Below are 23,051 nucleotides of genomic sequence, written 5' to 3' on the forward strand. Positions count from 1 at the left end.
CACGAACGCCACATTTTTCAGCAAGGGCAATTTTTGGCAGGGACGGTTTTCGAAACCGTCAAGCGGTGTGGATGCCCCCTCATCCCGAAGTTCCGATTCGGAGGTGTAGCGAATCTCGTAAGAGATTCGGCGGGGTGGATCCACCATCACCAACCTATCTCCAGTTCCCGGGCGATGGGATTCCCTTGCTCCAGGGACGTTCCCCCAGCCGAAGGTCTCACGACCTTCGCTACCTCTCGGGGCGGATCTTGGGGACCAAGTCAGACGTCGCCCCCGCCGGACGCCATGGAATGGCGTCCCTGCCCGCGCCCCGGTCACTCCAGTGTGTCCACCCCTTTTCCGAGGTTCGCGGCATATCCCTTGGCGATCCGCTCGATCAGCGCGGACCATTTCTTCTCTTCGTCCTGCGGATGGCTGACCAGCCATCCGGCGCAGTATTTCGCGTCCGCGTCATAGCGTTCGTAGAAGGCGGAGCCATCCTTGCGGGTGCCGGAAATGACGAACCATTTCTCCGTCTTCCGCTGGTAGGTGATGGTGCGGCCCGGCTCGATGAGCGCGGCCTCGAAGCGCTTCGCCACGTCGCCGAGTCCGTCGATGTTGAAGGATCCCCAGGTGAGCAGCTCCGCCTTTCCATCGGCGGAGCGGAACGCCTGTCCTCCGCCGTTGTCCGGCGGGCGCTGGGCCGTCATCCCGGGTGGTACCGGCAGCACCATGCCAAAGCGGGCGTTGCGGTAGGTCTGCCAGCCGTCCTTGTCCGTGGTGAGCCATACTTCCGGTCCGTCATCGTCCGGCTGCGCGGAGGCAGGCAGAACGAATGCGGCGAGAACGAGGGCGGCGGAAATGACGGCGCGTGCTGGAAATCCGGCTTTCATCCTCCCACCATAGCGTGTGTCGCGCGGGAATGAAGGGAGATCTTCGTGTCGCCGCCGCGAATTCTTCCCGTAGCGAATTTCGTGAGAAATTCGGCGGGGTGCATGTCTGCGAACGATTCCACTTCAGTCCTTCATGGCCTTCCTCCCAGCCGAAGGTCTCCCGACCTTCGCTACTTCTCACTCGAACCCCGGCATCCCCTTGCGGATGGTCTCGGAAAACGTCGCGGGGTCCGGGTTCGCCAGTGCGGCGGGGTTGATGTGGCTGCGCTGCTTCAGCTCTGGGAAGGGGAGGGACTTGTCGAAGATGCCCAGCTCGTTGAGCGCCTCGTCCAGCCTGCCGTTGGCGAGGATGCGCCAGTCCAGCGAGTGCCGTTCCTCCGTGGTGATCTGGCCGCGCACGGCGGTGGTGCAGTTCGCGGTGATGGCGTTGTACCACGCCGGGCGGGCCTGGAAGCGGTTGATTGAGTCCAGATACTCCGCGAAGCGCATGCGCGTCGTCGTTTCCTTGATCTTCAGTCGGTAGAGGAAGACATCCTCGCCCTTGCGGAAGTTCGTGCGCACGCGGATGACATCGCTCTCCGCGCCGACGATGTAGACCAGCTCGTACTGCTTGTAGAGGCTGGTGAGGACGTCATACGTCTCGCCCTTTTCGCGGCGGCTTTCGATGGAAAAGGCCACGTGGCCTTCATCCCCGAAGTCGAAGCTGAAGATGGGATGTCCCACCAGGGTACGGCCACCCCAGTAGGTCATGAAGAAGTCCATGTGCTTCAGCTTGGAAAGGTGGAATTGCTTCGTCTCCCACTTCTCGATCGGCGTGCCGTCCGGCTGGTAGTCGAAGTTGCGGAAGTTCGTGAAAGTCACCACATCCCCCTCGATGGTCACGCCGGGAACGTTCGCGGACTCCACCTCCCAATCGCGGTCGTTCGACGGCTTCTTGAGCAGCCACGGAATGAGCACGGCCAGGAACATGAGCAGCCACCCGGCGAAGCGCAGCCGCAGCTTCCTCGAGCGCGTGACGGCGAATGCCAGCAGGATCACCCAGAACAATGCCAGCAGGCCGTTGCCCACACCGGGCAGCGGTCCGTCGAACCAGATGGCACCCACGGTCCACAGCGTGACCGGGAAGAGGATGAAGACCAGTAGGGCGCCGGAGAGGTTGCGTAGCAGTTGCATGGGTTAGGGTGCGCGTTGCGGTTATTTGGCCGGGGTGGCTGGCGCGGGGTTCAGCAGGGCGTCCACCGCCAGCTCCACGAAGGAGCCGGGCGCACCCGCGAAGCTCACCTTCCGCTCCGCGTCCAGCACGTAGATGAGCGGCCAGTGGCCGATGCGGTATTCGGCTGAAAGCTTGTTTTCCGGATCGCTGAAATTCGGGAAGCGCACGGTTCCGTCCGCCTGGAAGCCGCGCAGTTGTTCGAGCGGGTCGTTGTTCACGCCCAGCACCGTGACCGGCTGGCCCTGGAACTTTTCCTGCAGCGTGTTCGCGAACTCCACCACGCGGTTCGCCTCCGCGATGTTGCTGTTCCAGAACATCAGTACGACGATCTTCCCTTTGTGCTCCGCAAGGGTCAGCGCCCGTCCGGCGGAGTCCGTTCCCTGGAGGTCGGGTGCCACCCGGCCCTTCGTCAGGTAGCGGATGATGTAAAGCTCGTCCGCGGCGATCCTGGAAACGCTGGTGCCGCCGATCTCCACATCGGCGGAATCGATGATGGCCTTCTTGATCGCGGTCAGGCGGCGGGCCATCAGTTCCGGCGTGTCACCGGAGTTCTTCAGCACCATGGCGGTGGCCAGGGAGGCCACACCCTGGATCTTCTTGTCCGGGTTGGTGGAAATGATCTTTTCCAGCAATGCGAGCGTGCCCGGATCATTCCCCGCTGTCAGCGCGAAGCACATGGCCGTCAGATCCGGGCTCTTGAGATGGTGTTGCTCCACCGCCTCGCGGATGGCCTTGGTTTGTTCCGCATAGGCCGGGGCGGGCATGCCGTCTTCCTTCCGGATGATGAGGTTGGAAGCCAGGCTCAGGAACCAGGATGCGGGCTCCAGCGTCCACCCGTCCTTCAGGGACCCACCGATGGCGGTCCACATCCGCTTCGCGGCCGCGTGTGGGTCGGGCCGCTTCGCCATGGCGGCGGCGCGGGCGTCCGGCGTTTCCGCCAGCCGGAGTTCCAGCGCCCATTTTTCCATGGATGCCTGGTAGTCCTTCTCCACCAACTCCGCGGCGGCGGGTTGTGCATGGGTCAGACCGGCGAGCGGCAGGGACAGCAGGGAAATCAGGAGCGGGATGCGGGGAAAGCGATGCATGGCTGGGACGGGACGGAGGAAAGGATAGCAAAGATCAGGCGAGATGCTGGCAGAAATCGCGGGCCGTTTCCCGTGCCCACGCGTCCGCCGCGACCACCGCGGAGAGATCCGGCGAGGTGCGGACGGTGTGCGCGTCCATGGTGGCGGCCACGCATTCCCAGATGCCGGGGAAGGGGAGGTGCCCGGCGCGGAAGGCATCGACCGCCACCTCGTTCGCCGCATTCAGCACGGCGGGCAGCGTGCCGCCGGTCAGGCCGGCCCGGCGGGCCAGGTGCAGCGCGGGGAAGTCATCGTCGCGCGGGGCCTCGAACTCCAGCTTCGCCAGTGTCGGGAAATCCAGCGGCTGCAGGTTTCCCTTCACCCGGTCCGGCCAGGTCAGCGCGTACTGGATGGGGAAGCACATGTCCGTCCGGCTCAGTTGCGCCAGCACCGAGCCATCCCGGAACTCCACCATGGAGTGGATGATGCTCTGCGGATGCACGACGACGTCGATGCGCTCCATGCCGATGCCGAACAGCCAGCGGGCCTCGATCATTTCCAGCCCCTTGTTGAAAAGCGTCGCGGAGTCGATGGTGATCTTCGGCCCCATGTTCCAGGTCGGGTGTTTCAGCGCCTGCTCCGGCGTCACCTGCGCCAGTTGGTCCGCGGGCATCCTGCGGAACGGTCCGCCGGACGCCGTCAGGATCAGCCGGGAAACCTCCGCCTCGCCACCACGGTGGCCGTCCAGGCACTGGAAGATGGCGTTGTGCTCGCTGTCCACCGGCAGGATTCTCACACCATGCTTCTCCGCCGCTGCGGTGATGACCTCGCCCGCCATCACCAGAATTTCCTTCGACGCCACCGCCAGATCCTTGCCCTCCTCGATGGCGGCCAGCGCGGGATGCAGACCCGCCGTGCCGATGATGGAGACCAGCACGATGTCCGCTTCCGCTAGCGTGGCCAGGTGGACCAGTCCCTCCGTCCCGGTGTAAATGCGCGTGCCCTCCGGCACCAGCGCGCGCAGCTCGGCCTCCTTCGCCGCGTCATGGATCGCCACATCCCTCACGCCTGTCTCCCGCACCTGCTCCGCCAGTTTCTCCACGCTGGTGGAGGCAGCCAGGGCGATGATCTCGATGCGATCCCGCAGCATCGCCGCCACCTTCAGCGTGGACGTCCCGATCGAGCCGGTGGAGCCGAGCAGGACGACGCGGCGTTTTCGTGCGGTGGAACTCATGCGACTTTCAGAACCCAGATCAGATAGAAATACAGCGCCGGGGCGGTGAAGCAGATGCTGTCGATGAGGTCCAGCGAACCGCCGATGCCCGGCAGCATCTTCCCGGAGTCCTTCGCGCCCAGCGCACGCTTCACCACGCTCTCCGCCAGGTCACCCACGACCGCCAGCAGGCACAGGATGAAGCCCAGCGCGATGACATGCGGCCAGCCGGAAAGGACGGCCAGCTTCACCGGCATGAGCGCGTAGAGGCCGCACGCCGCCAGTTGGGAGAAAAACACCGCTCCGGCGAACCCTTCCCACGTTTTCCCGGGGCTGATGTGCGGGATCATCTTGTTCTTCCCGATCATGGAGCCGACGATGTAGGCGCCCATGTCCGTGAACTTCGTCACCGCCAGCAGCCACAGCAGCAGGAATGCGCCCGGCACCTCCGACGGCCCGGGAACGAGGAACACGATGCGCGTGGCGAAGTTGAAAAGGAACGGAATGTAGATGAAGCCCAGCACCGTGGAGGCCACGGACAGCAGCACGTCATTTCCATGGACCGGGTAGCGCAGTTGCAGCGCGAAGGCCGCCATGGTGATGAAAGCGATGGCGAACAGATCGATCTCCGCCGGGAGCATCTTGCCGCCGCTGTTGAACGTGTGGAACACCACCCCGCAGTAGGCCGCCGTCGTCAGCATCCCCAGGCGCGGGTAGCAGTGGACGCCGTCCTCCTGCACCATGCGGAAATACTCCATCGCGGCCAGCAGTGTGAGCGCGGCCAAAAGGCCCAGGTATGCGGCCGCATTCATCGAATAGCAGGTCCCGGCGACGATGGCCCACAGAAGCACCGTGCTGGTGGTCCGGCGGATGAAGACGGTCCCCTTTGACGGGGCTGGGGCTGGCGTGGAGGAGTCTGCCATGGGTGGGTGAAATCCAAGACGGCGGCCCGGTCCGTGGCAACTCATTCCGGCGCATTTCAAACAGCGGCTCCGGAACTTTTACGGATCTCCGCAACCTTTCGCGGCCCTTCCGGTTACATGATCATGCGGGAAGCCACCGTGCTTCCCCCGATTCACCACAACCGATACCCAACCAAATGAAGACGACACAACTGATGATCCTCGGCGCATTGCTCGGAGCCACCGCCCTGGCCGGAGCGCAGGACAAGCCAAAGCGCGGCGGCGGTTTCCCTCCGGAGATCATCGAAAAGTTCGACACCGACAAGGACGGCAAGCTCTCCAAGGAGGAGCGTGAGGCCGCCCGCGTGGCCCATGAGAAGGAATTCGACAAGGACGGCGACGGCAAGCTGAACGACGAGGAGCGCAAGGCCCTCCGTGAGGACCGCGAAAAGAAACTCATCGCCCGCTTCGACAAGGACGGCGACGGCAAGCTCTCCGATGAGGAGAAGAAAGCCATCCCCGCCCGCCCGGACCGTGGTGGCAAAAAGGACAAGGGCGACAAGCCTGACGGGCAATAAGCCGTTCGCAGGACGGCGGATCCCATCGTCACGGTTTCAACGGAGCGCGGACTTCAGTCCGCCCCGGAGAATCAAGACGATGCGAATCCAAGCGGACTGAAGTCCGCGCTCCGTTGCGATCCAACCGGATCCAGCAAAGCCACGGACTGCAAACGGTCCGTGGCTTTTTCATTTCTCCCCCACCAGCAGCGTCAGCGTCGCTGCATAGTCCGTACCCGCGGAGTGCTTTTCGCCGGTTTCCTCCGGTGCCTTGCGGTGCGCGACCACCAGATAGCGGTTCGCCTCCGGCAGCGGCAGTTCCGCCTCACCCTTCGCGTCCGTCTTCGCCTCATGGTTGGGGTCGAAGCCCGTGTCCAGCTCCACGCCGCGCGGGATGCAGGACACCACGGTGTCCGCCAGCGGCTGGCCCTTGAAAAGCACGCGCACCTTCAGCTTCGTCCCGGCGGTTGTCTTGGTGGGATCGTCCAGCGGGATGAGTTCCAGCGCGTGGCCCAGCGGCTCGGAAAAGGAAACACCGCCCTCATTGCCAGCCGCGGAGATGAAATAGGTCTTCGCGCTTTTGACCACCCGCTTCGGCGCGTAGCTGACTACCGCGTCATACGTGTGCGCCACGCATTGCAGCCCTGCGGCCGGGGACGGGATCCTCACGCTCCAGTAGCCTTCCTTTTCTTCGGACCCCGCATCTACGATGTCCGGCTTCAGGTCCGTGACCGCACCCTTCGCGCCGACCAGCGACAGCGTGGAAGCCGCGAGCGGGATCTTGCTCGCCAGCAGGAAATCGCGGTGGTTGTTGCCGTGGTTGCCCAGCATCAGGTCCGCGTACACCGGCTGCTTCGGCTCCTGCCTCACCACGTTCACCTGCACCCACGGATCATGGGCGGACGCGGAAAGGGGCAGCAGCAGGGCGGAGAACAGCAGTCGCTTCATGGCCCGGAATCTGGATGCGATCCGCCCGCCTGGCAATGGGGAAGGAACACATGAAGTTCACCGCCAAGACGCCAAGATCGCCAAGGAAGAGAAGAAACGCGTACCTTCGAGATTCGCTTTATTCGCAGGATTCGCGGTCAACTTTCTTCTCTTTGGTTCGCCAACGCCGCTGTTGCGCGGAATCGGAAGCGATCGGAAATCAGCGCGAAACCGTCATGTGAAAGCCGGTGAAACCATAGCGGGAGTGGAACGTGTCCATAGAGATCCACTCTCCACCGCGAAGCGGGTCCGCGATGTGCACCTGGCTTCCTCTTACCTCCAGGACGGGGATGAAATGGCCGATGCTGCCCAGCTTCACCCCCACCACGGCAGGGAACACCACATCCGGCAAGAAACCGTCCCGAAAGTCGAAGCGAACCTTGAAGCCGCGCTTTCTCAGGACGCGGGCCAGATACCAGGCCTCCGTCCCGTTCTGATAGGTGTGTGCGGCCCGCGCGGTTTCCCGCTCTGTGAGGTTCACCCCCAGGAATTTCGCAATGGTGCAGGCGCTCGCAGGTCCACAGGTGGATGCGGTGCTCTGCAGGCAATAACCGGTCCGCCACTCTTTAGCGAAGTCCTCTTCCGCCAGCGGCATCACGACCGGCTTGAGGTAGGGGCCGATGGCGGCGGACAACAACCCGAACACGGGTAACGCCACCAATAGCTTTGGCAAAAAGGTGGCCATCACCCCGGCGGCGGCACCGGCAGGCAGGATGAAAAATTCGCTGCCCCTCCATGACCTCATTTCGTAATACCACGCATGTTCAAGCGGTATGCCCGCATAGTAGGCGGCGACCAGAGCGGAGGGTATCGAGAGGATCAGGAATCCCGCGAGTGACCATGCACGGATGGGTATCCCCACATGGCGGAGCCTACCGTATGCTGTCACGAAGACCGCGAGGGCTGCCGCAGCAGCGATGAAGCCGGTCAGGTTCGCGCCATTCATCCTTGCGGAAAGTTCAATCCGGCAGCGGGATCATTTCATCGAGTGAAGGCAGCACGCCTCCGGATGAAAGGTTGGAGTCCAGCCGGTTCACATCCAGGGTGGTCTCCGGTCGGTCGTCGCTGGTGGGCAGCGGGCGGAAGGACTGGGAGTGCGTGTCCACGCGGAACTCCAGTTTCATCAGGTCGCGGTTGGTTTCCGCCATCTGGTCGCGCAGGTCGCGGTTCTCCTTGCTGAGGCGTTTCACCTCTTCCAGCGTCTTCTGGTTGAGCTCCAGCATTTTCTGGAGGGCCATGTCAGGAGCGGGGGCCGCGGCCGGGGCAGATGCCGGGACGGCTGGTGGTGCGGCCACGGTCAGGCCTGCGGGGGCTTTCGGCTCCTGCGGGGCGGGTGGCGCCGGTTTTGCCGGAGCCGGTGCCTGGATCGATGGCAGTCCCCGGGAGGATGCCGCCACGATCTGGCGGACGGACCACCAATGGCCGGCAGCCGCCGTGGCAAGGGAGACGAGCACCAGTGAACAGAAGATCGGGATGATGGCCGGCTTCATTTCCTTTGGACGGGTTTGGCGACGGGTGGTTTTTCCACCGCCTCCGGTTCAGGTGTCCGGGGCAGGGACACCAGGAGCTGCTGCAGCCGCTCGATGGCATGCCCCATTTGCAGGGAGTCCTCCTCGAGCTGGCGGATGGAGTTGGAAAGGATGGCACCCACGGTGTCCTTCTGCTGGTAGCCCAGCGCTGCCTGATAGCCCGGCTCGCTGACGGTGAAGGTGGTGGCTCCGTTGGTGTCCGGCACCAGCACGTGGGGGCGGATGCTCAGGGGGATCACGGATCCGGGGGAAACCTCCACGTCCCGCGTGAATGGCGGCGCGGACTCGGAGGAGTCCAGCTTCCAGCCTTTCGGGATGGAGGAGAGCGGCTTCGCGGGGAAGGGGAAAAGCAGCTTCACATCACCGGGTTCCACGGGGCCGTCGGCACCCTGCAGCTTTTCCACGCGCACCTTCACGCTTGGCTTCTTTTCCGCGGGTGCGGGCGTCGGCTCGTCCGCTTCCGGAGCGGGGAGGGAGCTGGCGTTCTCAATGAGGGCGGGGGCGGATGGCGCTTCCACTTCCCTGGCAGGGGAAGGGGCGGGTGGGTCCAGGACCACCGTCACTTCGTTCGCCTTCTTCGGCTCCTTCGGGGCGAGGGGGCGTAGGCCGGAGGGGAACCGGTCTTGCTGGGCGGACACGGGTCCGCAGGCAGCCATGGCGATGATGAGGAAAAAAGGCTTCTTCATTGGCCGGCGGGTTTCAGTTGGATGGATTCGCTGGTGTCCAGGCTGGCGGGCACGTTCAGGAGGGGCGTTCCTCCTTGGTTGGCAGGCAGGCTGGGGCTGTCAGCCCGCAGTTCGGAGGTGGGGATGGAGCGGGCGACCAGGCGGTTCCAGTCATCCAGCAGTTCGCCCGCTTCTTCACGGAGCATCGTGGTCTGTTCCTGGTGGACGGCCAGGCGGGCCAGCAGGCCGCGGGCTTCCTCGACATCCGCCTGGGTCCAGCGGAGCTGGCGGCTGTTGTATAGCACCGGGACGTCCAGGATGATGCGGGAGAGGTCTCCCTGCGGGATCTGTGCGGTGAGCACGTGCTGGACGGAAAGGTTGGTCTGCTCCGTGGCGGCGGCGGCCGGGCGCGTGGCACGGGTGATCTTCGGAGCGGTGGATTCGCCCGGCAGGCGGTTGCCGGGGAGCAGGGAGGGAGGCTGCTGTGGTTGCCCCGCCAGCTTTGGTTCCTCCGCATTCGTCTTTGGCGCGGGGGCGGCGGGCACCGGTTCCGGTTGCGGCGCGGGTTCAGGCTGCGGCAGGGCTTCGGCACGCGGGCCGGTCTGGATGACCGGCTTTGTCAGGTAGAGGACACAGAACGCCGCGGAAAGGGTGGTGCTCATGAGCAGCAGCCATGGATACGCGCGGTGGATGGGATTTCCCGCCCGCCGGTAGTTCGACGGGGAGCCGGAGGAGGTCTGGAGGACGGGCAGGTCATCCAGTACGCGGCGGTTCCGGTTGGCGGATGGGTCGGTGGGAAGCGGTTTCATGGCTTGGCCGGAACGGTTGGCTGGCTGGCGGCGGGTTTGCGGACGGCGGCCACGGCGTGGCTGACGATGGTCTGGTCGGAAACTCCGGGGAAGGTCGTGATCGTGAGCGCCTCCGCTGACAGGCGCAGGTGGCGCATCACCCCGTCCGTCCGGCTCATCGCCTGCAGGCCGGGGACGATCTCCAGCGCGCCGGATTCCTCACGCTGGCGGCCGATGCCGTCCGAGCGGTAGATCTCATAGGTGGAGTAGGATTCCGGTTCATCCTCCGCGGAGATGCGGATCTGCACCCCGTCGGTATAAACATGGAGCGCCATCGGCTTCATGGGGATGTCTGTCACGCGACCGCCAGTGATCTTGAAATGGGACTGCAGGAGGAAATCCCCCACATGGCGGAACTCCAGCGCCGCGGCGAAGGGGGCCGCGGCCAGCAGGATGAGCGGCATGAGGTGGCGCGTCATGGTCCCACATCCCAGAGATTGTCAGTGGAACTGCCGGATGGATCGTACACCGTGCTGCCCTGGAGCAGCACGGGGGGCATGCTGCTGATCCTGATGGTCAGGGCGGAGCCTTTCAGCGGCTTCACCACCGGCAAGGCGGTGGCCTTGTCGGGCAGGTAGGGGATGATCTGGGCGGCGGTGATGTTCGCCACCTCCACCGTCGGGTTGTCCGCCAGGAACATCCGCTGTGCGGAATGGACCGAGCGCAACGCCTCCGCCGCATCACGGCCCGCACGCCATGTCTTGATGGACCCGCCCACATACAGCCCCGTACCGATCAGGGCCATCAGCACGCATAGCACGATGGTGATCTCGATCAACGTGAGTCCCCGCGGAAGCGGCGTGCGGCGATGTCTGGAAACGGACACGGACGGATTCTTAACATATCCGTAGTGTCTGGTGAAACAGCTTTTTTTGCCGGTCATTCTTTCAGGATTTTGATGGCGTCCTTCAGGTTTTCGACGAAATCGGGGTGCGTCAGCAGGTAGCGGAAGAACATGGTGGCGTAGAACAGTCCGATGCAGGTCAGGAGGATCCATACCACGCGCCAGGTGACGGATTTCCCCTTCGGAGCGATGAAAGGGGTGTACCAGCGCTGCCGGTCCACCACCTGGGTGGAGAACATCTGCCCGTTTTCCCGGAGCGTGGTGATGAGCCGGTTCACGGCGCTCTCCCTGCGGGCCACGTAGTGGTGCTGGAAGCGGCGGCCCGGTGTGTCCGCCATGGGTACCTCCCGGATCCCCCGCGGGACGTTTTCGGGAGGACTCAGCGTATAGATGTGCGTCTCCTGGACGAAGGATTCCAGCAGCCAGCGGTCGAAGCGGGTGAGTTGCATGGTGACGGGGGGAGGATCACAGGGCGCTGTTCATCATCTTCGGACCCATCAGGAAGATCGGAAGGAACGTGCCCACGAACACCGCGGCGATGAGGCCGACGGCGATGAGCAGGACGAGGAAGTTCACCGTAGCGGCGAAGGCCACCATGTTGTTCTGAGCGTCCTCCTCGTACATCTCGCACAGCATTTCGAGCTGGTTGTCGATCGACGCGGATTTCTCACCGATGGCGAGCATGTGCGTGACCTGTGGATCGACGGAGGTGTACTTGGCGAAGGCGGTGGAAAGGGGGACGCCGGAGTGCTCGTACTTGTCCGCCGCATTCCTCAGTTCGTTGTAGAACGGGGTGTTCTTCACACTGTTGGCGGAGACGCGGATGGATTTGGCGAGGTTGATGCCGTTCGAGTGGAGCAGACGCATCGTCGAAAGGAACGTCATCTGGCGCAGGCCCAGGACCAGGTTCCGCATCAGCCGCCAGCGGGACATGCCCAGCCCGAGGATGAAGTTCCTCACCTTTGCGGAAACCCCCACCGTCACGCCGAAGCCGATCAGGCCACCGATGATCAGGAACCATGTCTTCTGGATGAAATGGCTCACGGTGAAGGAAATGGCGGTGAGGCCGTCCGCCTTCTGGCCGACGCCGGAGAGCATTTCCTCCACCTGCGGGACGATCTTGATCTGGGAGATCATGAACGCGCCGATGAGGACCGAGATGATGATGCCGGGGACCAGGGTCGCCTTCCGGACCTGCTTCTTGAAATGCGCCTCACTGGTCAGGCGGACCGCCAGCGCGCGGAACGCCTCGTGGAGCTGGCCCGCGTCAGAACCCGCCTGGACCAGGCCGATGATGGTGTCGGAGAAACGTCCCGTGCGGCGGAAAGCCTCATGGATGCTCACGCCGGCGGTGATGTCCACGCAGATCTTGTTCAGCGCGTCCACCATCCCCTTGTCCGGCAGGCCGTGGGCGTAGTATTTCAGAGCGTCCGCGGTGTTGATCTGCGCCCGCAGCATGGAGCTGAGTCCGCGGAACAGGCCGATCAGTTCCTTCCGCGTGAACAGCTTCGGCGGAGGGTTCGTGAAAGAGGCGAAAAGAGACTTCGGAGCTGGCTTGCCCCGGGCCGCGGCGGGGCGTCCCATCGCGGTGGCTTTTGTGGAGGGAAGACTACTCATCGGTGTATGTCATGTCGATGACCTGGCTGACGGCGTGGAGGTCTGTCTTCCCTTCGCGGAGCAGGCGCAGCCCGCTGCGCCGCAGGTTGGGCAGTTTGCCTTCCTCCGCCACTTTCACTTCCAGTTCGTAGGGGGTCATTTCACCTTTTGACAGGAGGTCGGAAACCTTCGGCGTGATGGGGATGATCTCAAGGATCGCGGTCCGGCCGGCGTATCCGGAATAGCGGCACTCCGGACATCCGCCCGGCTTCCCGCGGAACAGCGGGATGGACGCCCAGGAGTCATCCAGGCTGAAGGTCTTCCGCTCCAGCTCGGAGATGCCGTTGATCGGCTCCTTGCAGTAGAGGCAGAGCATCTTCACCAGACGCTGCGCGCAGGCGGCCTTCAGTGTCTGCGCGATCTTCCACCGCTCGATGCCGAGCTGCTCGAACCGCTCGATGATCTGGGACGCGCGCGGGGTGTGGATGGTGGTCAACACCTTGTGGCCCGTCACCGCCGCCTCGATGGCCAGCTCCGCGGACTCCAGGTCCCGCACCTCACCCATAAGGATGATGTCCGGGTCCGACCGCATGAAGGAGGCGATCATCGGCTTGAACTCGCGCGGGCTTTTCAGGTCGCAGTGGGTGATGCCCGGCACCTCGTCCTCCACCGGGTTCTCCAGCGTGAGGATGTTCACCTCCGGCCGGTTGAGTTCCCGCAGGATGGCGTTGAGCGTGGTCGATTTCCCCGAACCCGTCGGTCCGGACATGACGATGATGCCGGCGGGGATCTTCATCACCCGGTGCAGCGCGAACATCGTTTCGTCGTCGAAGGCCAGCGTGCCCTTGCCGAGCGTCACGTTGATGTTGCTCTTGTCCAGCAGACGCATGGTCACGTGGTAGCCGCGGTAGGTGCGGTGGCGCTCGTAGCGGATGTCGATGGGGCGTTGGAAATAGGAGATCGTGAAACGTCCCGAGATGCCCGGAGCCGTGTTGCGGATCTCCGTGGGCAGCTTCATCAGGTTGAGGAGGAAGGCATCCAGCCGGTCCTTCAGCTTCATCGGGATCTCCACCCGCTGGCCCAGGTCGCCATCGACCCGGAACGAGTAGTAGAAAATTTCCTTCTCCACCTTGAAATGGACGTCGGAAGCACGCGTCCGCACCGCATCCGCCATGATGGTGGCGATGAGCTGCGCCATCGGCTCCGTGTAATCCGTCGTGACGTTGAAGTCATGGAGGCCATCGTCCATGTCCTCGACATCGATGGCTTCCAGTTCGGACCGGCTGGGGCCGCTGTTGGTCGCGACGGACTCGATCGCACGGCTGATCTCCGAGGCCAGTGTGACCACCTTGACGATCTGGTGGTCGGGGAAGCGCGGGGCCAGGTATTCCTCCGCCAGCGGGTTCCAGGGGTTGGCGATGGCGACGATGATCTTGTCCGTGCCGGAACGGCAGATGGGGGCGAAGAAGCCGCGCGTCATCACCGTGGCGTCACACTGCGCATGCAGGTCGCTTTCGCAGAAGTCCGCCACCTTCGGCATGAACGGCAGGCCGTTGATCCTGGCCAGGGAGGCCATGAAGCTGTAACGGGTGACCCGGTTCGGCACCTGGTCGTGGGCGAGGTCGAGGTAGGATGGATCATGCGCGGCCAGCTCGGACATGATGCGCCGGCTGATCAGGTCGTTGAACGAGATGCCATCGAAGTCGATCATCGTTGGAAATGCTTGCGGATGATCTGTGTCCAGCTCTGGTGGTCCAGCAGCACGGAGGTGATGATGGGCCGCACGTTGACCCGCCGGGCGACCGCCGCGGCGATTTCCTCACCGAAAATGATCGCGGCGATGGGGTTGATGGAGGCGGTGCCGATGGCGTCCGCATCCTCCGCATAGATGACGGCCGCCATGAGCGCGGCGCCCAAGCGCTGCAGGTCCGGGTGGTTCTCGTAAAAGGTGGATGGGGCGATGAATTTGCCCGCGAAAGGAACCACGTGGAGATTCGGGCTGAGGGTGGCTGAGATCCGCTCCCCATAGCTGGAGACGGCTGCCACCACCTGGCCCTCATCCTTGTGGAAATGCCGCGCCAGCGTCTCCAGGAGATCCGCTGGCTGCCCGTGGGAGTTCGACTGGCGGACGAGATGCATCGCGTGGATGAGGTCATCCTTTCCGGCGGTTCCGGTCTGGAACAGCGCGGTGGCCGTGCGCTGGAGGCACTCTTCCACGGCGGCGGCCAGACTCTCCCGCTGCGGTGGCAGGATGATCTGGCGGACCGTCTGTGTCTTCGGGGCGGAACTCATGGCCGGCCGGGAGGGGTGGTCCTCCGGGTTTTGGGCTTCGGCGGCGCCAGTTCTTCAGCGCGCGGGTAGTAAGGTGCTTCCGCAGGCTGCAGGCTCCTCACCGCACGGCGGAGGTTCGGTTCGTGCGCCGGGCCCGGGTTGTAGGGATCGGCCCAGTCGTGGTCGCGTTCAAGGAGGGTGTTGCCGCGGATGGTGCGGCTTACGCTGTTGTTCTGCGCCAGGTTGGAAGGATCATATGCCTTCGGGGTGATCACGAAGACGAGGCTCGATTGCTCCTTCGAGGTGTCCTTGCTCTTGAAGAAGAAATTGATCACCGGAATATCCCCGAGGATCGGCACCTTGTTGCGGCCCTTGTTCTGGATCTCTCCGTAAAAACCGCCGACCACCAGCGAGTGGCCGTCCGGAACACGGGCGATCGATTCAATCATGGCTTCGGTCACTTTTGGATAGTCGTTGCCGGTGACCGTGCTGCGGACATATTCGGAGATTTGTGCGGAGCGCGGACGCATGCGCATGCGGATGGTGCCGTCATTCAGGACCGTCGGCGTGACCACCAGCGAAATCCCGATCTCACGGTGCTTCTCGGGATCATCCGAAATGGATGGGTCCTCCTCACCGATCTTGTAGCGCACTTCCTCGGTGACGGTCGGATTGCCGCCGGTCGTGGCCTGGGTGGTGGTGGTGGTGAGGATCGGGATCCGGTCGATGATGAAGATCGAGGCCATTTCATTGTCCTCGGTGATGAGCGTCGGGTTGGAAACCTGGCGGGCGAGATTGCCATCGGCCAGAGCACGCAGGACCCCGCTGAGCTGGATCGGGGAAAGCACGAGATTTCCCGAGGATGAGGTCACCGGATCAAGGCCGAAGATGCTGTTGAGATCCCGGGTGACCGCCAGCGGAGTGCCGTTCGGCCCCAGACTGGAGGACCAATCAATGCCGGTTTTTTCACCGACACGTGAGTTCACACGGAAAATTTTGGTTTCCACCACGACCTGGCCCTTTGCCTGGTCGATGGTGCGGAGAAACTGCCGCGCCTGCTCGATGCGGTGCGCGGAGTCGATGATGATGACGGTGTTGGTCTTCGGCTCGAAGTTGACGATGCCCGTGCCGGGGCTGAGGACCGGCCGGATCAGTTCCTTGATCTGGTCGATGTCGGAAGGACGCAGGTATTTGAGCTGGTAGTGGTACTCGGCCGCGGGGAGCTGGCTGAGCTGCGCCTGGGTCAGCGCGTAGATGGTGTTCCCCTTCACATGGAGGGAGAGGCCGTACATGAACGCCAGCTCCTCCATCTGCTGCTGGGGATCCCCGTCATTGAGGTGGCCCGTCACGAGGTACTCCTGGCCGGTGATCTTGACGTTGTGGAAATACTGCTTGCCCGCGGACTTCGCCAGGAACTGGAAGATCTCATTGAGCGGCGCGTCCTTGATGATGTAGCCGTCGGAGGTCTGCTGGGCTTCGAGCTTCTGTTGTTCCAGCGGGCCGAACGCCGTGCCGGGTGCGGGAGGCGGTGCGCCGGGTGCGCCCTGCATCTCCGGCGGGGATGGAGGAGGGACCGGCACCGGCTCGATGGCGGGCAACGGTTCGGTTTCCGGAGCCACGATTCTCGGAGGAGCGCCATCGATGGTCGGTACGGAGCTGTCACCCACCAGCGGGGTATCCCGCGGGGCGGGGGGAGTGGCCAGCGGGCCGGGATCCGCGGCGGGAGGGGCGGAGGTCAGAGGCGGGGGCGCATCTTGTGCGGAAGAAAGTCCGGCCGTGAAGAGGGCGATGGGCAACAGCAGCAGGGCGGGTGGTTTCATGGCGGAGGAGAAGGAGGGTCAGCGGGAGGGAGGGACCGGTGCGGAGCCGGATGAGTTGAGGTCGAGAGGCGCCTGCTGGTTGCTGGGGACCATGCCGGGAGCGGTGATGCCGCCGCTCCCGGGCGTCATCCCGGGAGGCAGCAGGTTGAGCGCCTGCGCGGCGGTTTCCCCCGTCTGGCTGTTCTTGAACAGCACCTGCCGGGCGCTCACTTCGACCACCTCGATCCAGATGTTCTGGCCTTCGAAGTTCACCGGGAAGCGGTCACCGGCGGCGAAACTCCGCGAGCCGACGAGGAATTTCTTATCCCCGGTCATCACCGTGGTGATATGGATCCGGCGGACGATGTCGGAAAAGGGCGTGGCCTGCTGGACATTCCCCGGAGCGGTCGGGGAGGGAGGAGGAGCCGGCGGTTGGTAGTCCGGATCCTGTGGCAGGCCGAAGGGGTCGAACTCCCGATTGGCGATGGCGAGGGTCGCCACCATGGCGCTGACGAACTCCTCCACGCCTTCCCCCACCTGCCGCAACGGCTTTGCCGGAAACGGATCACCTCCGGCCGGTGCCGGCGCAGTGGTTGGAGCCGCCGACACCGGCAGCCAGCCGCATACAAGTATGGGAAGGATGTTCTTCAGTTTTCCCATGCGGTGTAGGTGACTTGGAAATTGAGGAGGATGGATTGGTCGCTGGGAGTCGCCTTCAGTTCCTGGAGAGTGAGTTGCGGCATGCGGGTCTCCAACTCCAGCATGGCCTTCTGGGCGGAGCGGAACGTGCCGCGGAAGCCCATGCGGAACTGTGAGGACTTCTGCTGGCTGACGGCGGCGAAGCCGGATCTGGAGTTGATGGGATCGAAGCCGGTTTCCTGGAATTCCCTCGATGGCAGCTTGTCGCTGATTGCTTTCAGGTGGGTCCGGACCGTGCTGGTTGTTTCCATCGCCAGTTCCTTCTTCCACCGCGCGAGGTGTTCCCGCCGGGTCCGGATCCGGGTTTCCGTCTCCATCGCGGCGGTGCGTCCTTGGGAGTCAGTGCGGTATTGGGACATCTTCGTCGCAAAGCTGTCCTCCATCTCCGATTTGATGAAAAAGCAGCCGCCGATCAGGGCGATGAGGCCCAGGATCGGTAGGACGATGCCGAATAAGATGATCGACTGCTTGTACATCGTTCAGGGGAATTCAATGCGCTTCATTGATAATTTGAAAGTCTAAATTATCAATCAGCGGTCGTAAATTTTTATAAATGCGGACTACGGGGCCTTGGCGGTAAGGACAGCGGTCGGATCGGTCGCCTCGAAACGCTGGGTGATCTCCAAAGTGAAGGTGAAGGGGTAGGTGGCGTCTGCATTCGGCCCGGCGAGCACGGTTCCCTGCCGGTAAGCGCTGTTTTCGGAGGTGCGGACGCTGACCATCAGGCTGCGGGTGCCGATGTCGGTGCGGAATGTCGGATTGCCGGTGACGGCGGCGATTTCGTTGAAACGTGCGGAAATGCCCTCGCGGGAGTTCAGGGAATTGAGCAACTGGCGGCCCTGCTCCTGGGTCATGCCGTCGATCTTCCACTCCCGCGTCATGCCCACCCTCGCCTGGCCGGGCGTGTTGTCCGGCCGCGCGTTGTAGTCGAAACTGCGGATCAGGATGCCCGAGTTCTCGGGAAAAAGCCGCACCAGGGACTCCATGGCGGTCCAGCCCTTTGAGCGGTCCTCCAGCATTGCGTCCCAGTGCTCAATCTTCGTCCGCTCCGCGTTGAGGGTCATGAGGCGCATCTTGGTGGCATCCGCCTCCGTGGGCTCGAAAGTCCACTCCGGGGTGTTGATGATCTGGAACATGCCAAAGACAAGCCAGCCGATGGCTGCGAGTGCGACCACGGCGGCCACCGCGCGGGCGATGCGCAAGAACCGCAAGAGCGAGATTTCCTGTTTGGTAGGGAAGATTTGCGCGACCTCCTTGGGAGCGGGGAGAAAGTCCTGGAGCGCCCAGCGGTCTTCCCGGAAGACCCGGAAGGTGCTCCCGGGGAGATCCTCCACGGGGTCAAGCGCCTGCGTGGAGATGAGGCATTCCGCGCACCATGCGGGGACCACCCCCGCACCGGGCACGGCCACTTCCTCGATGTGGCTGGTGGGGAAGACGGGACCGAGGTCCGCTGGCAGCGTCCGGTCCACCTCCCGGCCCAGCGGAAACACGAAGATGTCCGGAGCATCGATCTCCAGGGAGGCCAGCGCGGTGGCGATGGTGTGGCGGAAATTCGGCGGACGGTGGAGGCCGCGGTGGAGCTGTGTGCGCAGCAACATGAGGTCCGAGTTCCCGTCCAGGAAGGCGATGACCGTGAAGGAGGTGTATTGCAGGATCGCTACGGCAGGGCGCTCCGGCGTCCTTTTCACGTTTCCGTGGATCCCCAGCAGTGCGATGAGCGGGGAGCTGAGCGCGCAGGTGACAACGGGGAAATCCTCCTTTTCCCCCAACGCGCGCAGGGCATCGAGAGCGGGGGCGTGACGCCGGGAAACCGTCACCGCCGTGGCGATGGAATGGCTGGCAGGGGAGAAGTAGGGCAGGAGCCGCCATGACGACTGGTCCGCCTGGATGAAGTCCGCGAGGACCGAGGCGGGATCGTCGATGGCTTGCTGCCGCAGTTGGCCGAGCATCTCCCGGTCATGCAGCTCCGGCTTGATTTCGGTCAGGGAAAATTCATCCACCACATGGAGCACCACGCCCAGGGCTGTCCCTCCCGCGGAGCGGACGTGCTCCAGCGCGGCGGTGGTGTAGGCGGTGATGGCGTCCGGATCGAGGAGGTGCTGCTCCTCCAGCGGAGGTCCGGGTGCCCACAGATTCTCCCGGCGGTCATGTAGAAAGGCGGTGATCCCGGCTCCGTCGCTCCGGATGTGGAGTTGGAAATCCAGCTCCAGCGGGTGCAGGTACCAGGCCGGGTTCTTCGCACGGCTGGTCTTGCGGAGGATCTGGCTGGCCTGGCGGTATTGCTGGAGGGAATTGAGTCCCGAGGGATGTTGGAGCGCACTCAAGGGAGTTCGTGGCTGCGGGCTTGGGAAGGGATACGCTTGAAATGAGGGAACGGCTCGCCCGCATGTGCGGGCAAGCCGTGGATGATCGTTCTGTCCCCCCGGTGAAGGGGGGAGGAGGATGCTTACCAGTCGCCGGTTTCGGTCGGGATGTAGTCGGCGTGGCCGGTGCCGGTGACCGTCATGTAAAGGCTGCCGATGTTCGGGATGGTGGTGGGAGCACCGATGCTATACTTGAGATCACCGCCGCCCGGGTGTTTCGCACCGTCGGCCGCCGGGTTGTTCTTGATGAACTTGTCGTCGCCGAAGATATCGCTCAGTGCGATTGCTCCGGTGTCGCCCGGGTTCTTGCCATTCATGTTGGCATAGGAGCGGACGGCTTGCTGGACATTCCGGATCTGGAGGATGGAGGCTGCACGGTCCGAACCCTTCTTCCAGGCGCGGGCGCCGATGAAGAGGATCGAGATGAGGGAGAGCAGGACGAGGATGACGACGGTCAGTTCGAGCAGCGTCATGCCGGCCTTGCGCTTGGTGGTGGGGGTCAGTTTCATACGGTGTGTATTATGTGTGGTGTTGTTTTGTTCTCGTGTCCTTCGAACGAACCGAATGATGCCTCACATTTTTGAAACCACTATTACGTGATCGTGTAATATCAGGTTGGACTTCGGTTCGTTTGAAAATTTATGTGGTGTGGTATCTAGAAAACTTCGTTGTCCGCGCGGTTCATGCGGGCGTTCTCGAACGTGTCGTAGGAGATGAGTCCCTGCTGGAGCAGCCGCTTGAGGTTGTTGTCCCACTGGACGTTCCCGGCGCGGTGGATGACATCCTCCAGGGAGCGTGCCCCGCCGTCATAGTTGGCGATGGCGCTGGAGATGGCGTCCTCGCTGTTGTGGAGGAACTCATAGGTCAGCACCCGGCGGTTGACGCCGTTGAGCAGGCCCTGGGAGTGGATGAAGATGAGGATTTCCGAAAGCCGGCTCAGCACCGCGGTGTGGTTCTCCTTCGGGTAGAGCTCCAGGATCCGGCCCAGGGTTTTTACTGCGCCCGTAGTATGCAGCGTGGAGAGGACCAGGTGTCCGGTCTGCGCGGCCTCCATGCAGGTCTCCATCGCCTCCCGGTCGCGGATCTCCCCGAGCAGGATGATGTGCGGCGCTTTCCGCAGCACATCCTTCAGTCCCTGCCGGTAGGAGTGGACGTCCCGCCCCACTTCCTGCTGGGTGACGATGCTGGGGGAGGGCGTGCGGTGGCCGGGATAGACCGGGTCCGGCATGTCGTCCGGGTACTGGTATTCGATGGGATCCTCGACGGTGACGATGTGCTTCGGATGGTGCCTGCGCACCCAGTCGATGAGGGACGCCAGGGTGGTGGACTTTCCGGAGCCGGTGGGGCCGGTGACCAGGCAGAGGCCCGCGCGTTTCAGTGACGCATGGCGGAGCGTGGCGATGGTGTCCGGATCGATGCCGAGCTGCTCCAGCTCCGGGATGAAATCATTCAGGATCCGGCAGGTGACGCCGAGGCCGGAGGAGCTGAGGTGGGCCTGGATCCGTAGGCGACCGGAGCGTTCACCCGCATCTCCCATCGGGATGCCGTCGCAGGAGAAGTCCGCGACTTTGGTGGAGGAGAACCCGTGCATGGCATGCGCGATCTGTTCCTCGATGTGGGTGCCGGTATCCGTGACGCCGAAGCCGTGGCCGGCGTTCTCCCGGTTGCGGATGAGTTCCTTCAGGATCTCATCCATGTGGGTCGCGGAAAGGATGCCGAGGAAGTCCAGCATCTCCATGCCCTTGTTGGTATGGATATAGACCGGGCGTGCGGAGCGCATCTGGATGTCGGAGACGCGCAGCTCCCTGCATACCCGGAAGATGATCCCGAGAAGCTGGCGGCCGTTCATGCCCGGCTGGAAACGCGCCGCCTGGATGGCGGGGTTTCCTTCCGGGAAGGGAGGCCGTGGTGGGGAGGAGGAAGACATCAGGTCAGTTGGCGGGGGGGGAGGGTGGTGCTGGCGGAGTGCCCGGCTGCTCCTGCCGCTCCAGGCGGAGGATGGTCCTTTCGGCGACTTCCCGGATCTTCAGCGTGAAGGACAGCCGGTCCTGCGCTTCCAGCCTGCGCATGGGGGAGAGTTCCTCCCACTGGCCGTTGGCCGTCCACTGGCCGGAGATCAGTTGGTGGCGGGCGATGCACTGGTCCATCAGTTGGAGATACTCCCGCATGACGGAGGTGCTGTAGCGGGCGTGGCCCGCCGCCCGGTCGTTGAACATGAGCTCCAGCAGGTTTCCCGCGGCTGCGGCGGCGGTCAGGGCCGGGCGTGGATCGTCATTCCTGGCCAGACAGTAGCGGATGGTCTTGTCGGCCAGTCCGGCGGCCTGGGGGGTGAGCTTCGGGCGGGTGCCCAGTTCCGGCTCGGTCAGGAAGAAATGGTAGGTGTTGTAGTTCGCGTAGTGCGCCGGGTCGAGCTGGTAGGCGAAGCGGAGCTTGTCCTCGATCTCGCGCCGGGTGTGGAAGACCTGGGCGCGGCTGGCCGGCTTCGGATTCGTCCGTGCGGTGGAGGCTTCCCCCAGTTCATCGAGAACGGCCGTCAGGCGGCCGCGCAGGCCGGTGCCTTTGGCGGATGGAGAGACATCATGCCCGCAGTCCGCCGTGTGCACGTGGGGTTGTCCGGAATCATGGCTTCCAGTCTGCTCGATGCCGCTGTGCCAGTAGGTGTCGATCGAGCCTTGCATCGCCATGGCGAGGACTTCGCCGTAGGGGCTGGAATTGATGCCGAACGGGTTGACCGGAACCCGCAGATCCTTGTCCGCCATGAGGGATCTGCCCATGGACGCGCAGACCGAGCCACCCCCTGTGATGAGGCAGAGGCTCAGGATGTACGCGGTGGTGGAGCCGGGCGGTTTCAAGGGGATCAGGAGGAAAGCTTCGTGCGGAAGGCAAGGCGGGAGATGCCGGTGTGCAGGGCGAGGATGCCCAGGAAATAGCCGGTCATTTTCCAGAATGCGGCGGAGGGGAGGGCGCCGGACTTGAAGTAGAGGCGCTGCGTCAGGTCCGCGAAGTGGTAATGTGGGGAGAGCAGCCAGATGCTCTGGAGCATGGGGCTTTCTTCCAGCTTCAGCAGGTTGTTCAGGTAGCCGACGCCATAGAGGCCATAGACCGTCAGTCCCAGCGTCACCACATAACCGGCCACGCTACCGAAGCGGGAGGCCAGCGCGACGGCGAGACAGAGCAACGGCGCGGTGACCAGCAGGAACAGCACCAGATACTGGGTGTTGAGCGTCCACCACATGGCCTGCTCCGCGGGATCCGCCGGAGCCGCGGCGAACTGGGTGATGGCGGCGGTGGCGACCGCCATCGGCAGGATGAAGATGAACACCGCCAGCCAGATCTCGGACAACTGGCGCGTCGCACCGAGGCCGGTGGTGAGGAAGTATTCGCCGGTGCCGGAGGTGGCGTTGATCTCGCCCTGCTTCGCGGCGGTGAAGTAACCCCAGAGCATGGTGATGATCCAGAGTGTGCTCCATGCCGCCTGGATGCGCGCGGGCTGGATGAGAACCGGCTTTTCCGAGGCGCTCGAGATCCATGGCAGGACGAAGGGGGTGACCAGCACGCAGAGCGCGCAGATCACCCACGCCTTGCGCAGGAAGATCGTTGAGAGGGTGAGCCGGAAGAGTCTCATCGTT

25 protein-coding genes are annotated in these 23,051 nt (G+C 63.7%); 1 reads left to right on the forward strand and 24 read right to left on the reverse strand.

Features of this window, described 5'->3' with window-relative positions; translation table 11 throughout:
• Positions 1-314: 314 nt before the first annotated feature.
• The 5 genes from KF712_01325 to KF712_01345 all read right to left on the reverse strand — a co-directional run bounded on the left by KF712_01325 (position 315) and on the right by KF712_01345 (position 5,285).
• Positions 315-872, reverse strand: coding sequence for a hypothetical protein (locus tag KF712_01325; GenBank protein MBX3739603.1), 558 nt, complete (start codon positions 870-872; stop codon positions 315-317).
• 177 nt (positions 873-1,049) lie between these two features.
• On the reverse strand, positions 1,050-2,045 hold the full coding sequence (locus tag KF712_01330; GenBank protein ID MBX3739604.1) for a DUF4105 domain-containing protein: 996 nt from the start codon (positions 2,043-2,045) through the stop codon (positions 1,050-1,052).
• Between the two features lie 21 nt (positions 2,046-2,066).
• Positions 2,067-3,170, reverse strand: coding sequence for a TlpA family protein disulfide reductase (locus tag KF712_01335; protein ID MBX3739605.1), 1,104 nt, complete (start codon positions 3,168-3,170; stop codon positions 2,067-2,069).
• A gap of 34 nt (positions 3,171-3,204) precedes the next feature.
• The gene (locus tag KF712_01340) at positions 3,205-4,383 is read right to left on the reverse strand and encodes a 1-deoxy-D-xylulose-5-phosphate reductoisomerase (protein ID MBX3739606.1); all 1,179 of its coding nucleotides are present in this window, start codon (positions 4,381-4,383) and stop codon (positions 3,205-3,207) included.
• Entirely contained in the window at positions 4,380-5,285 is a 906-nt protein-coding gene (locus tag KF712_01345; GenBank protein ID MBX3739607.1) for a CDP-archaeol synthase, read from the reverse strand. Before KF712_01345 ends, KF712_01340 begins: the two co-directional genes overlap by 4 nt.
• Positions 5,286-5,461: 176 nt before the next feature.
• On the opposite strand from KF712_01345, the gene KF712_01350 reads away from it, so the two are divergent.
• Positions 5,462-5,842 (forward strand): EF-hand domain-containing protein, encoded by a 381-nt coding sequence (locus tag KF712_01350; protein ID MBX3739608.1) that lies wholly within the window; start codon positions 5,462-5,464, stop codon positions 5,840-5,842.
• A gap of 168 nt (positions 5,843-6,010) precedes the next feature.
• Here KF712_01350 and KF712_01355 read toward each other — a convergent pair whose 3' ends face one another.
• The 19 genes from KF712_01355 to KF712_01445 all read right to left on the reverse strand — a co-directional run bounded on the left by KF712_01355 (position 6,011) and on the right by KF712_01445 (position 23,047).
• Positions 6,011-6,769: a DUF4198 domain-containing protein gene (locus KF712_01355; protein MBX3739609.1), complete on the reverse strand. Its 759-nt coding sequence runs from the start codon at positions 6,767-6,769 to the stop codon at positions 6,011-6,013.
• Positions 6,770-6,968: 199 nt separating this feature from the next.
• Positions 6,969-7,754 carry a hypothetical protein gene (locus tag KF712_01360; GenBank protein MBX3739610.1) on the reverse strand — a complete coding sequence of 262 codons (786 nt, stop codon included), beginning with the start codon at positions 7,752-7,754 and terminating at the stop codon, positions 6,969-6,971.
• A 13-nt stretch (positions 7,755-7,767) separates the two neighbouring features.
• A complete protein-coding gene (locus KF712_01365) occupies positions 7,768-8,298 on the reverse strand; it encodes a hypothetical protein (GenBank protein MBX3739611.1) in 531 nt (176 codons plus the stop codon).
• The gene (locus tag KF712_01370; GenBank protein MBX3739612.1) at positions 8,295-9,023 is read right to left on the reverse strand and encodes a hypothetical protein; all 729 of its coding nucleotides are present in this window, start codon (positions 9,021-9,023) and stop codon (positions 8,295-8,297) included. Before KF712_01370 ends, KF712_01365 begins: the two co-directional genes overlap by 4 nt.
• Entirely contained in the window at positions 9,020-9,811 is a 792-nt protein-coding gene (locus KF712_01375; GenBank protein ID MBX3739613.1) for a hypothetical protein, read from the reverse strand. The genes KF712_01370 and KF712_01375 overlap by 4 nt, the downstream gene beginning before the upstream one ends.
• Positions 9,808-10,269: a hypothetical protein gene (locus KF712_01380; protein MBX3739614.1), complete on the reverse strand. Its 462-nt coding sequence runs from the start codon at positions 10,267-10,269 to the stop codon at positions 9,808-9,810. Before KF712_01380 ends, KF712_01375 begins: the two co-directional genes overlap by 4 nt.
• A complete protein-coding gene (locus KF712_01385; GenBank protein ID MBX3739615.1) occupies positions 10,266-10,676 on the reverse strand; it encodes a type II secretion system protein in 411 nt (136 codons plus the stop codon). Before KF712_01385 ends, KF712_01380 begins: the two co-directional genes overlap by 4 nt.
• A gap of 53 nt (positions 10,677-10,729) precedes the next feature.
• Complete coding sequence (locus tag KF712_01390) at positions 10,730-11,143, reverse strand: hypothetical protein (GenBank protein MBX3739616.1); 414 nt, start codon at positions 11,141-11,143, stop codon at positions 10,730-10,732.
• 16 nt (positions 11,144-11,159) lie between these two features.
• Complete coding sequence (locus tag KF712_01395; GenBank protein MBX3739617.1) at positions 11,160-12,311, reverse strand: type II secretion system F family protein; 1,152 nt, start codon at positions 12,309-12,311, stop codon at positions 11,160-11,162.
• Complete coding sequence (tadA, locus tag KF712_01400) at positions 12,304-14,001, reverse strand: Flp pilus assembly complex ATPase component TadA (protein ID MBX3739618.1); 1,698 nt, start codon at positions 13,999-14,001, stop codon at positions 12,304-12,306. The genes KF712_01395 and tadA (KF712_01400) overlap by 8 nt, the downstream gene beginning before the upstream one ends.
• Complete coding sequence (locus tag KF712_01405; protein MBX3739619.1) at positions 13,998-14,582, reverse strand: hypothetical protein; 585 nt, start codon at positions 14,580-14,582, stop codon at positions 13,998-14,000. The genes tadA (KF712_01400) and KF712_01405 overlap by 4 nt, the downstream gene beginning before the upstream one ends.
• On the reverse strand, positions 14,579-16,381 hold the full coding sequence (locus KF712_01410; GenBank protein MBX3739620.1) for a type II secretion system protein GspD: 1,803 nt from the start codon (positions 16,379-16,381) through the stop codon (positions 14,579-14,581). Before KF712_01410 ends, KF712_01405 begins: the two co-directional genes overlap by 4 nt.
• 18 nt (positions 16,382-16,399) lie before the next feature.
• Positions 16,400-17,020 (reverse strand): hypothetical protein, encoded by a 621-nt coding sequence (locus KF712_01415; GenBank protein ID MBX3739621.1) that lies wholly within the window; start codon positions 17,018-17,020, stop codon positions 16,400-16,402.
• Entirely contained in the window at positions 17,008-17,535 is a 528-nt protein-coding gene (locus KF712_01420; GenBank protein MBX3739622.1) for a hypothetical protein, read from the reverse strand. The genes KF712_01415 and KF712_01420 overlap by 13 nt, the downstream gene beginning before the upstream one ends.
• A gap of 84 nt (positions 17,536-17,619) precedes the next feature.
• Positions 17,620-19,383: a hypothetical protein gene (locus KF712_01425; GenBank protein ID MBX3739623.1), complete on the reverse strand. Its 1,764-nt coding sequence runs from the start codon at positions 19,381-19,383 to the stop codon at positions 17,620-17,622.
• Between the two features lie 122 nt (positions 19,384-19,505).
• Positions 19,506-19,931 carry a hypothetical protein gene (locus KF712_01430; GenBank protein ID MBX3739624.1) on the reverse strand — a complete coding sequence of 142 codons (426 nt, stop codon included), beginning with the start codon at positions 19,929-19,931 and terminating at the stop codon, positions 19,506-19,508.
• A 146-nt stretch (positions 19,932-20,077) separates the two neighbouring features.
• Positions 20,078-21,349, reverse strand: coding sequence for a Flp pilus assembly complex ATPase component TadA (gene tadA / locus KF712_01435; GenBank protein MBX3739625.1), 1,272 nt, complete (start codon positions 21,347-21,349; stop codon positions 20,078-20,080).
• Positions 21,350-21,353: 4 nt separating this feature from the next.
• On the reverse strand, positions 21,354-22,274 hold the full coding sequence (locus KF712_01440) for a hypothetical protein (GenBank protein MBX3739626.1): 921 nt from the start codon (positions 22,272-22,274) through the stop codon (positions 21,354-21,356).
• A gap of 5 nt (positions 22,275-22,279) precedes the next feature.
• Entirely contained in the window at positions 22,280-23,047 is a 768-nt protein-coding gene (locus tag KF712_01445; GenBank protein ID MBX3739627.1) for a hypothetical protein, read from the reverse strand.
• Between the last annotated feature and the right edge of the window lie 4 nt (positions 23,048-23,051).

Source organism: Akkermansiaceae bacterium, assembly GCA_019634595.1.
GTDB lineage: Bacteria > Verrucomicrobiota > Verrucomicrobiia > Verrucomicrobiales > Akkermansiaceae > Luteolibacter.

Excerpts from the sequence above, each read along its gene's own strand:
- KF712_01325 (MBX3739603.1), bottom strand. The coding sequence starts at position 872 with ATGAAAGCCGGATTTCCAGCACGCGCCGTCATTTCCGCCGCCCTCGTT.
- KF712_01330 (MBX3739604.1), bottom strand. The coding sequence starts at position 2,045 with ATGCAACTGCTACGCAACCTCTCCGGCGCCCTACTGGTCTTCATCCTC.
- KF712_01335 (MBX3739605.1), bottom strand. The coding sequence starts at position 3,170 with ATGCATCGCTTTCCCCGCATCCCGCTCCTGATTTCCCTGCTGTCCCTG.
- KF712_01340 (MBX3739606.1), bottom strand. The coding sequence starts at position 4,383 with ATGAGTTCCACCGCACGAAAACGCCGCGTCGTCCTGCTCGGCTCCACC.
- KF712_01345 (MBX3739607.1), bottom strand. The coding sequence starts at position 5,285 with ATGGCAGACTCCTCCACGCCAGCCCCAGCCCCGTCAAAGGGGACCGTC.
- KF712_01350 (MBX3739608.1), top strand. The coding sequence starts at position 5,462 with ATGAAGACGACACAACTGATGATCCTCGGCGCATTGCTCGGAGCCACC.
- KF712_01355 (MBX3739609.1), bottom strand. The coding sequence starts at position 6,769 with ATGAAGCGACTGCTGTTCTCCGCCCTGCTGCTGCCCCTTTCCGCGTCC.
- KF712_01360 (MBX3739610.1), bottom strand. The coding sequence starts at position 7,754 with ATGAATGGCGCGAACCTGACCGGCTTCATCGCTGCTGCGGCAGCCCTC.
- KF712_01365 (MBX3739611.1), bottom strand. The coding sequence starts at position 8,298 with ATGAAGCCGGCCATCATCCCGATCTTCTGTTCACTGGTGCTCGTCTCC.
- KF712_01370 (MBX3739612.1), bottom strand. The coding sequence starts at position 9,023 with ATGAAGAAGCCTTTTTTCCTCATCATCGCCATGGCTGCCTGCGGACCC.
- KF712_01375 (MBX3739613.1), bottom strand. The coding sequence starts at position 9,811 with ATGAAACCGCTTCCCACCGACCCATCCGCCAACCGGAACCGCCGCGTA.
- KF712_01380 (MBX3739614.1), bottom strand. The coding sequence starts at position 10,269 with ATGACGCGCCACCTCATGCCGCTCATCCTGCTGGCCGCGGCCCCCTTC.
- KF712_01390 (MBX3739616.1), bottom strand. The coding sequence starts at position 11,143 with ATGCAACTCACCCGCTTCGACCGCTGGCTGCTGGAATCCTTCGTCCAG.
- KF712_01395 (MBX3739617.1), bottom strand. The coding sequence starts at position 12,311 with ATGAGTAGTCTTCCCTCCACAAAAGCCACCGCGATGGGACGCCCCGCC.
- tadA (MBX3739618.1), bottom strand. The coding sequence starts at position 14,001 with ATGATCGACTTCGATGGCATCTCGTTCAACGACCTGATCAGCCGGCGC.
- KF712_01405 (MBX3739619.1), bottom strand. The coding sequence starts at position 14,582 with ATGAGTTCCGCCCCGAAGACACAGACGGTCCGCCAGATCATCCTGCCA.
- KF712_01410 (MBX3739620.1), bottom strand. The coding sequence starts at position 16,381 with ATGAAACCACCCGCCCTGCTGCTGTTGCCCATCGCCCTCTTCACGGCC.
- KF712_01415 (MBX3739621.1), bottom strand. The coding sequence starts at position 17,020 with ATGGGAAAACTGAAGAACATCCTTCCCATACTTGTATGCGGCTGGCTG.
- KF712_01420 (MBX3739622.1), bottom strand. The coding sequence starts at position 17,535 with ATGTACAAGCAGTCGATCATCTTATTCGGCATCGTCCTACCGATCCTG.
- KF712_01430 (MBX3739624.1), bottom strand. The coding sequence starts at position 19,931 with ATGAAACTGACCCCCACCACCAAGCGCAAGGCCGGCATGACGCTGCTC.
- tadA (MBX3739625.1), bottom strand. The coding sequence starts at position 21,349 with ATGTCTTCCTCCTCCCCACCACGGCCTCCCTTCCCGGAAGGAAACCCC.
- KF712_01445 (MBX3739627.1), bottom strand. The coding sequence starts at position 23,047 with ATGAGACTCTTCCGGCTCACCCTCTCAACGATCTTCCTGCGCAAGGCG.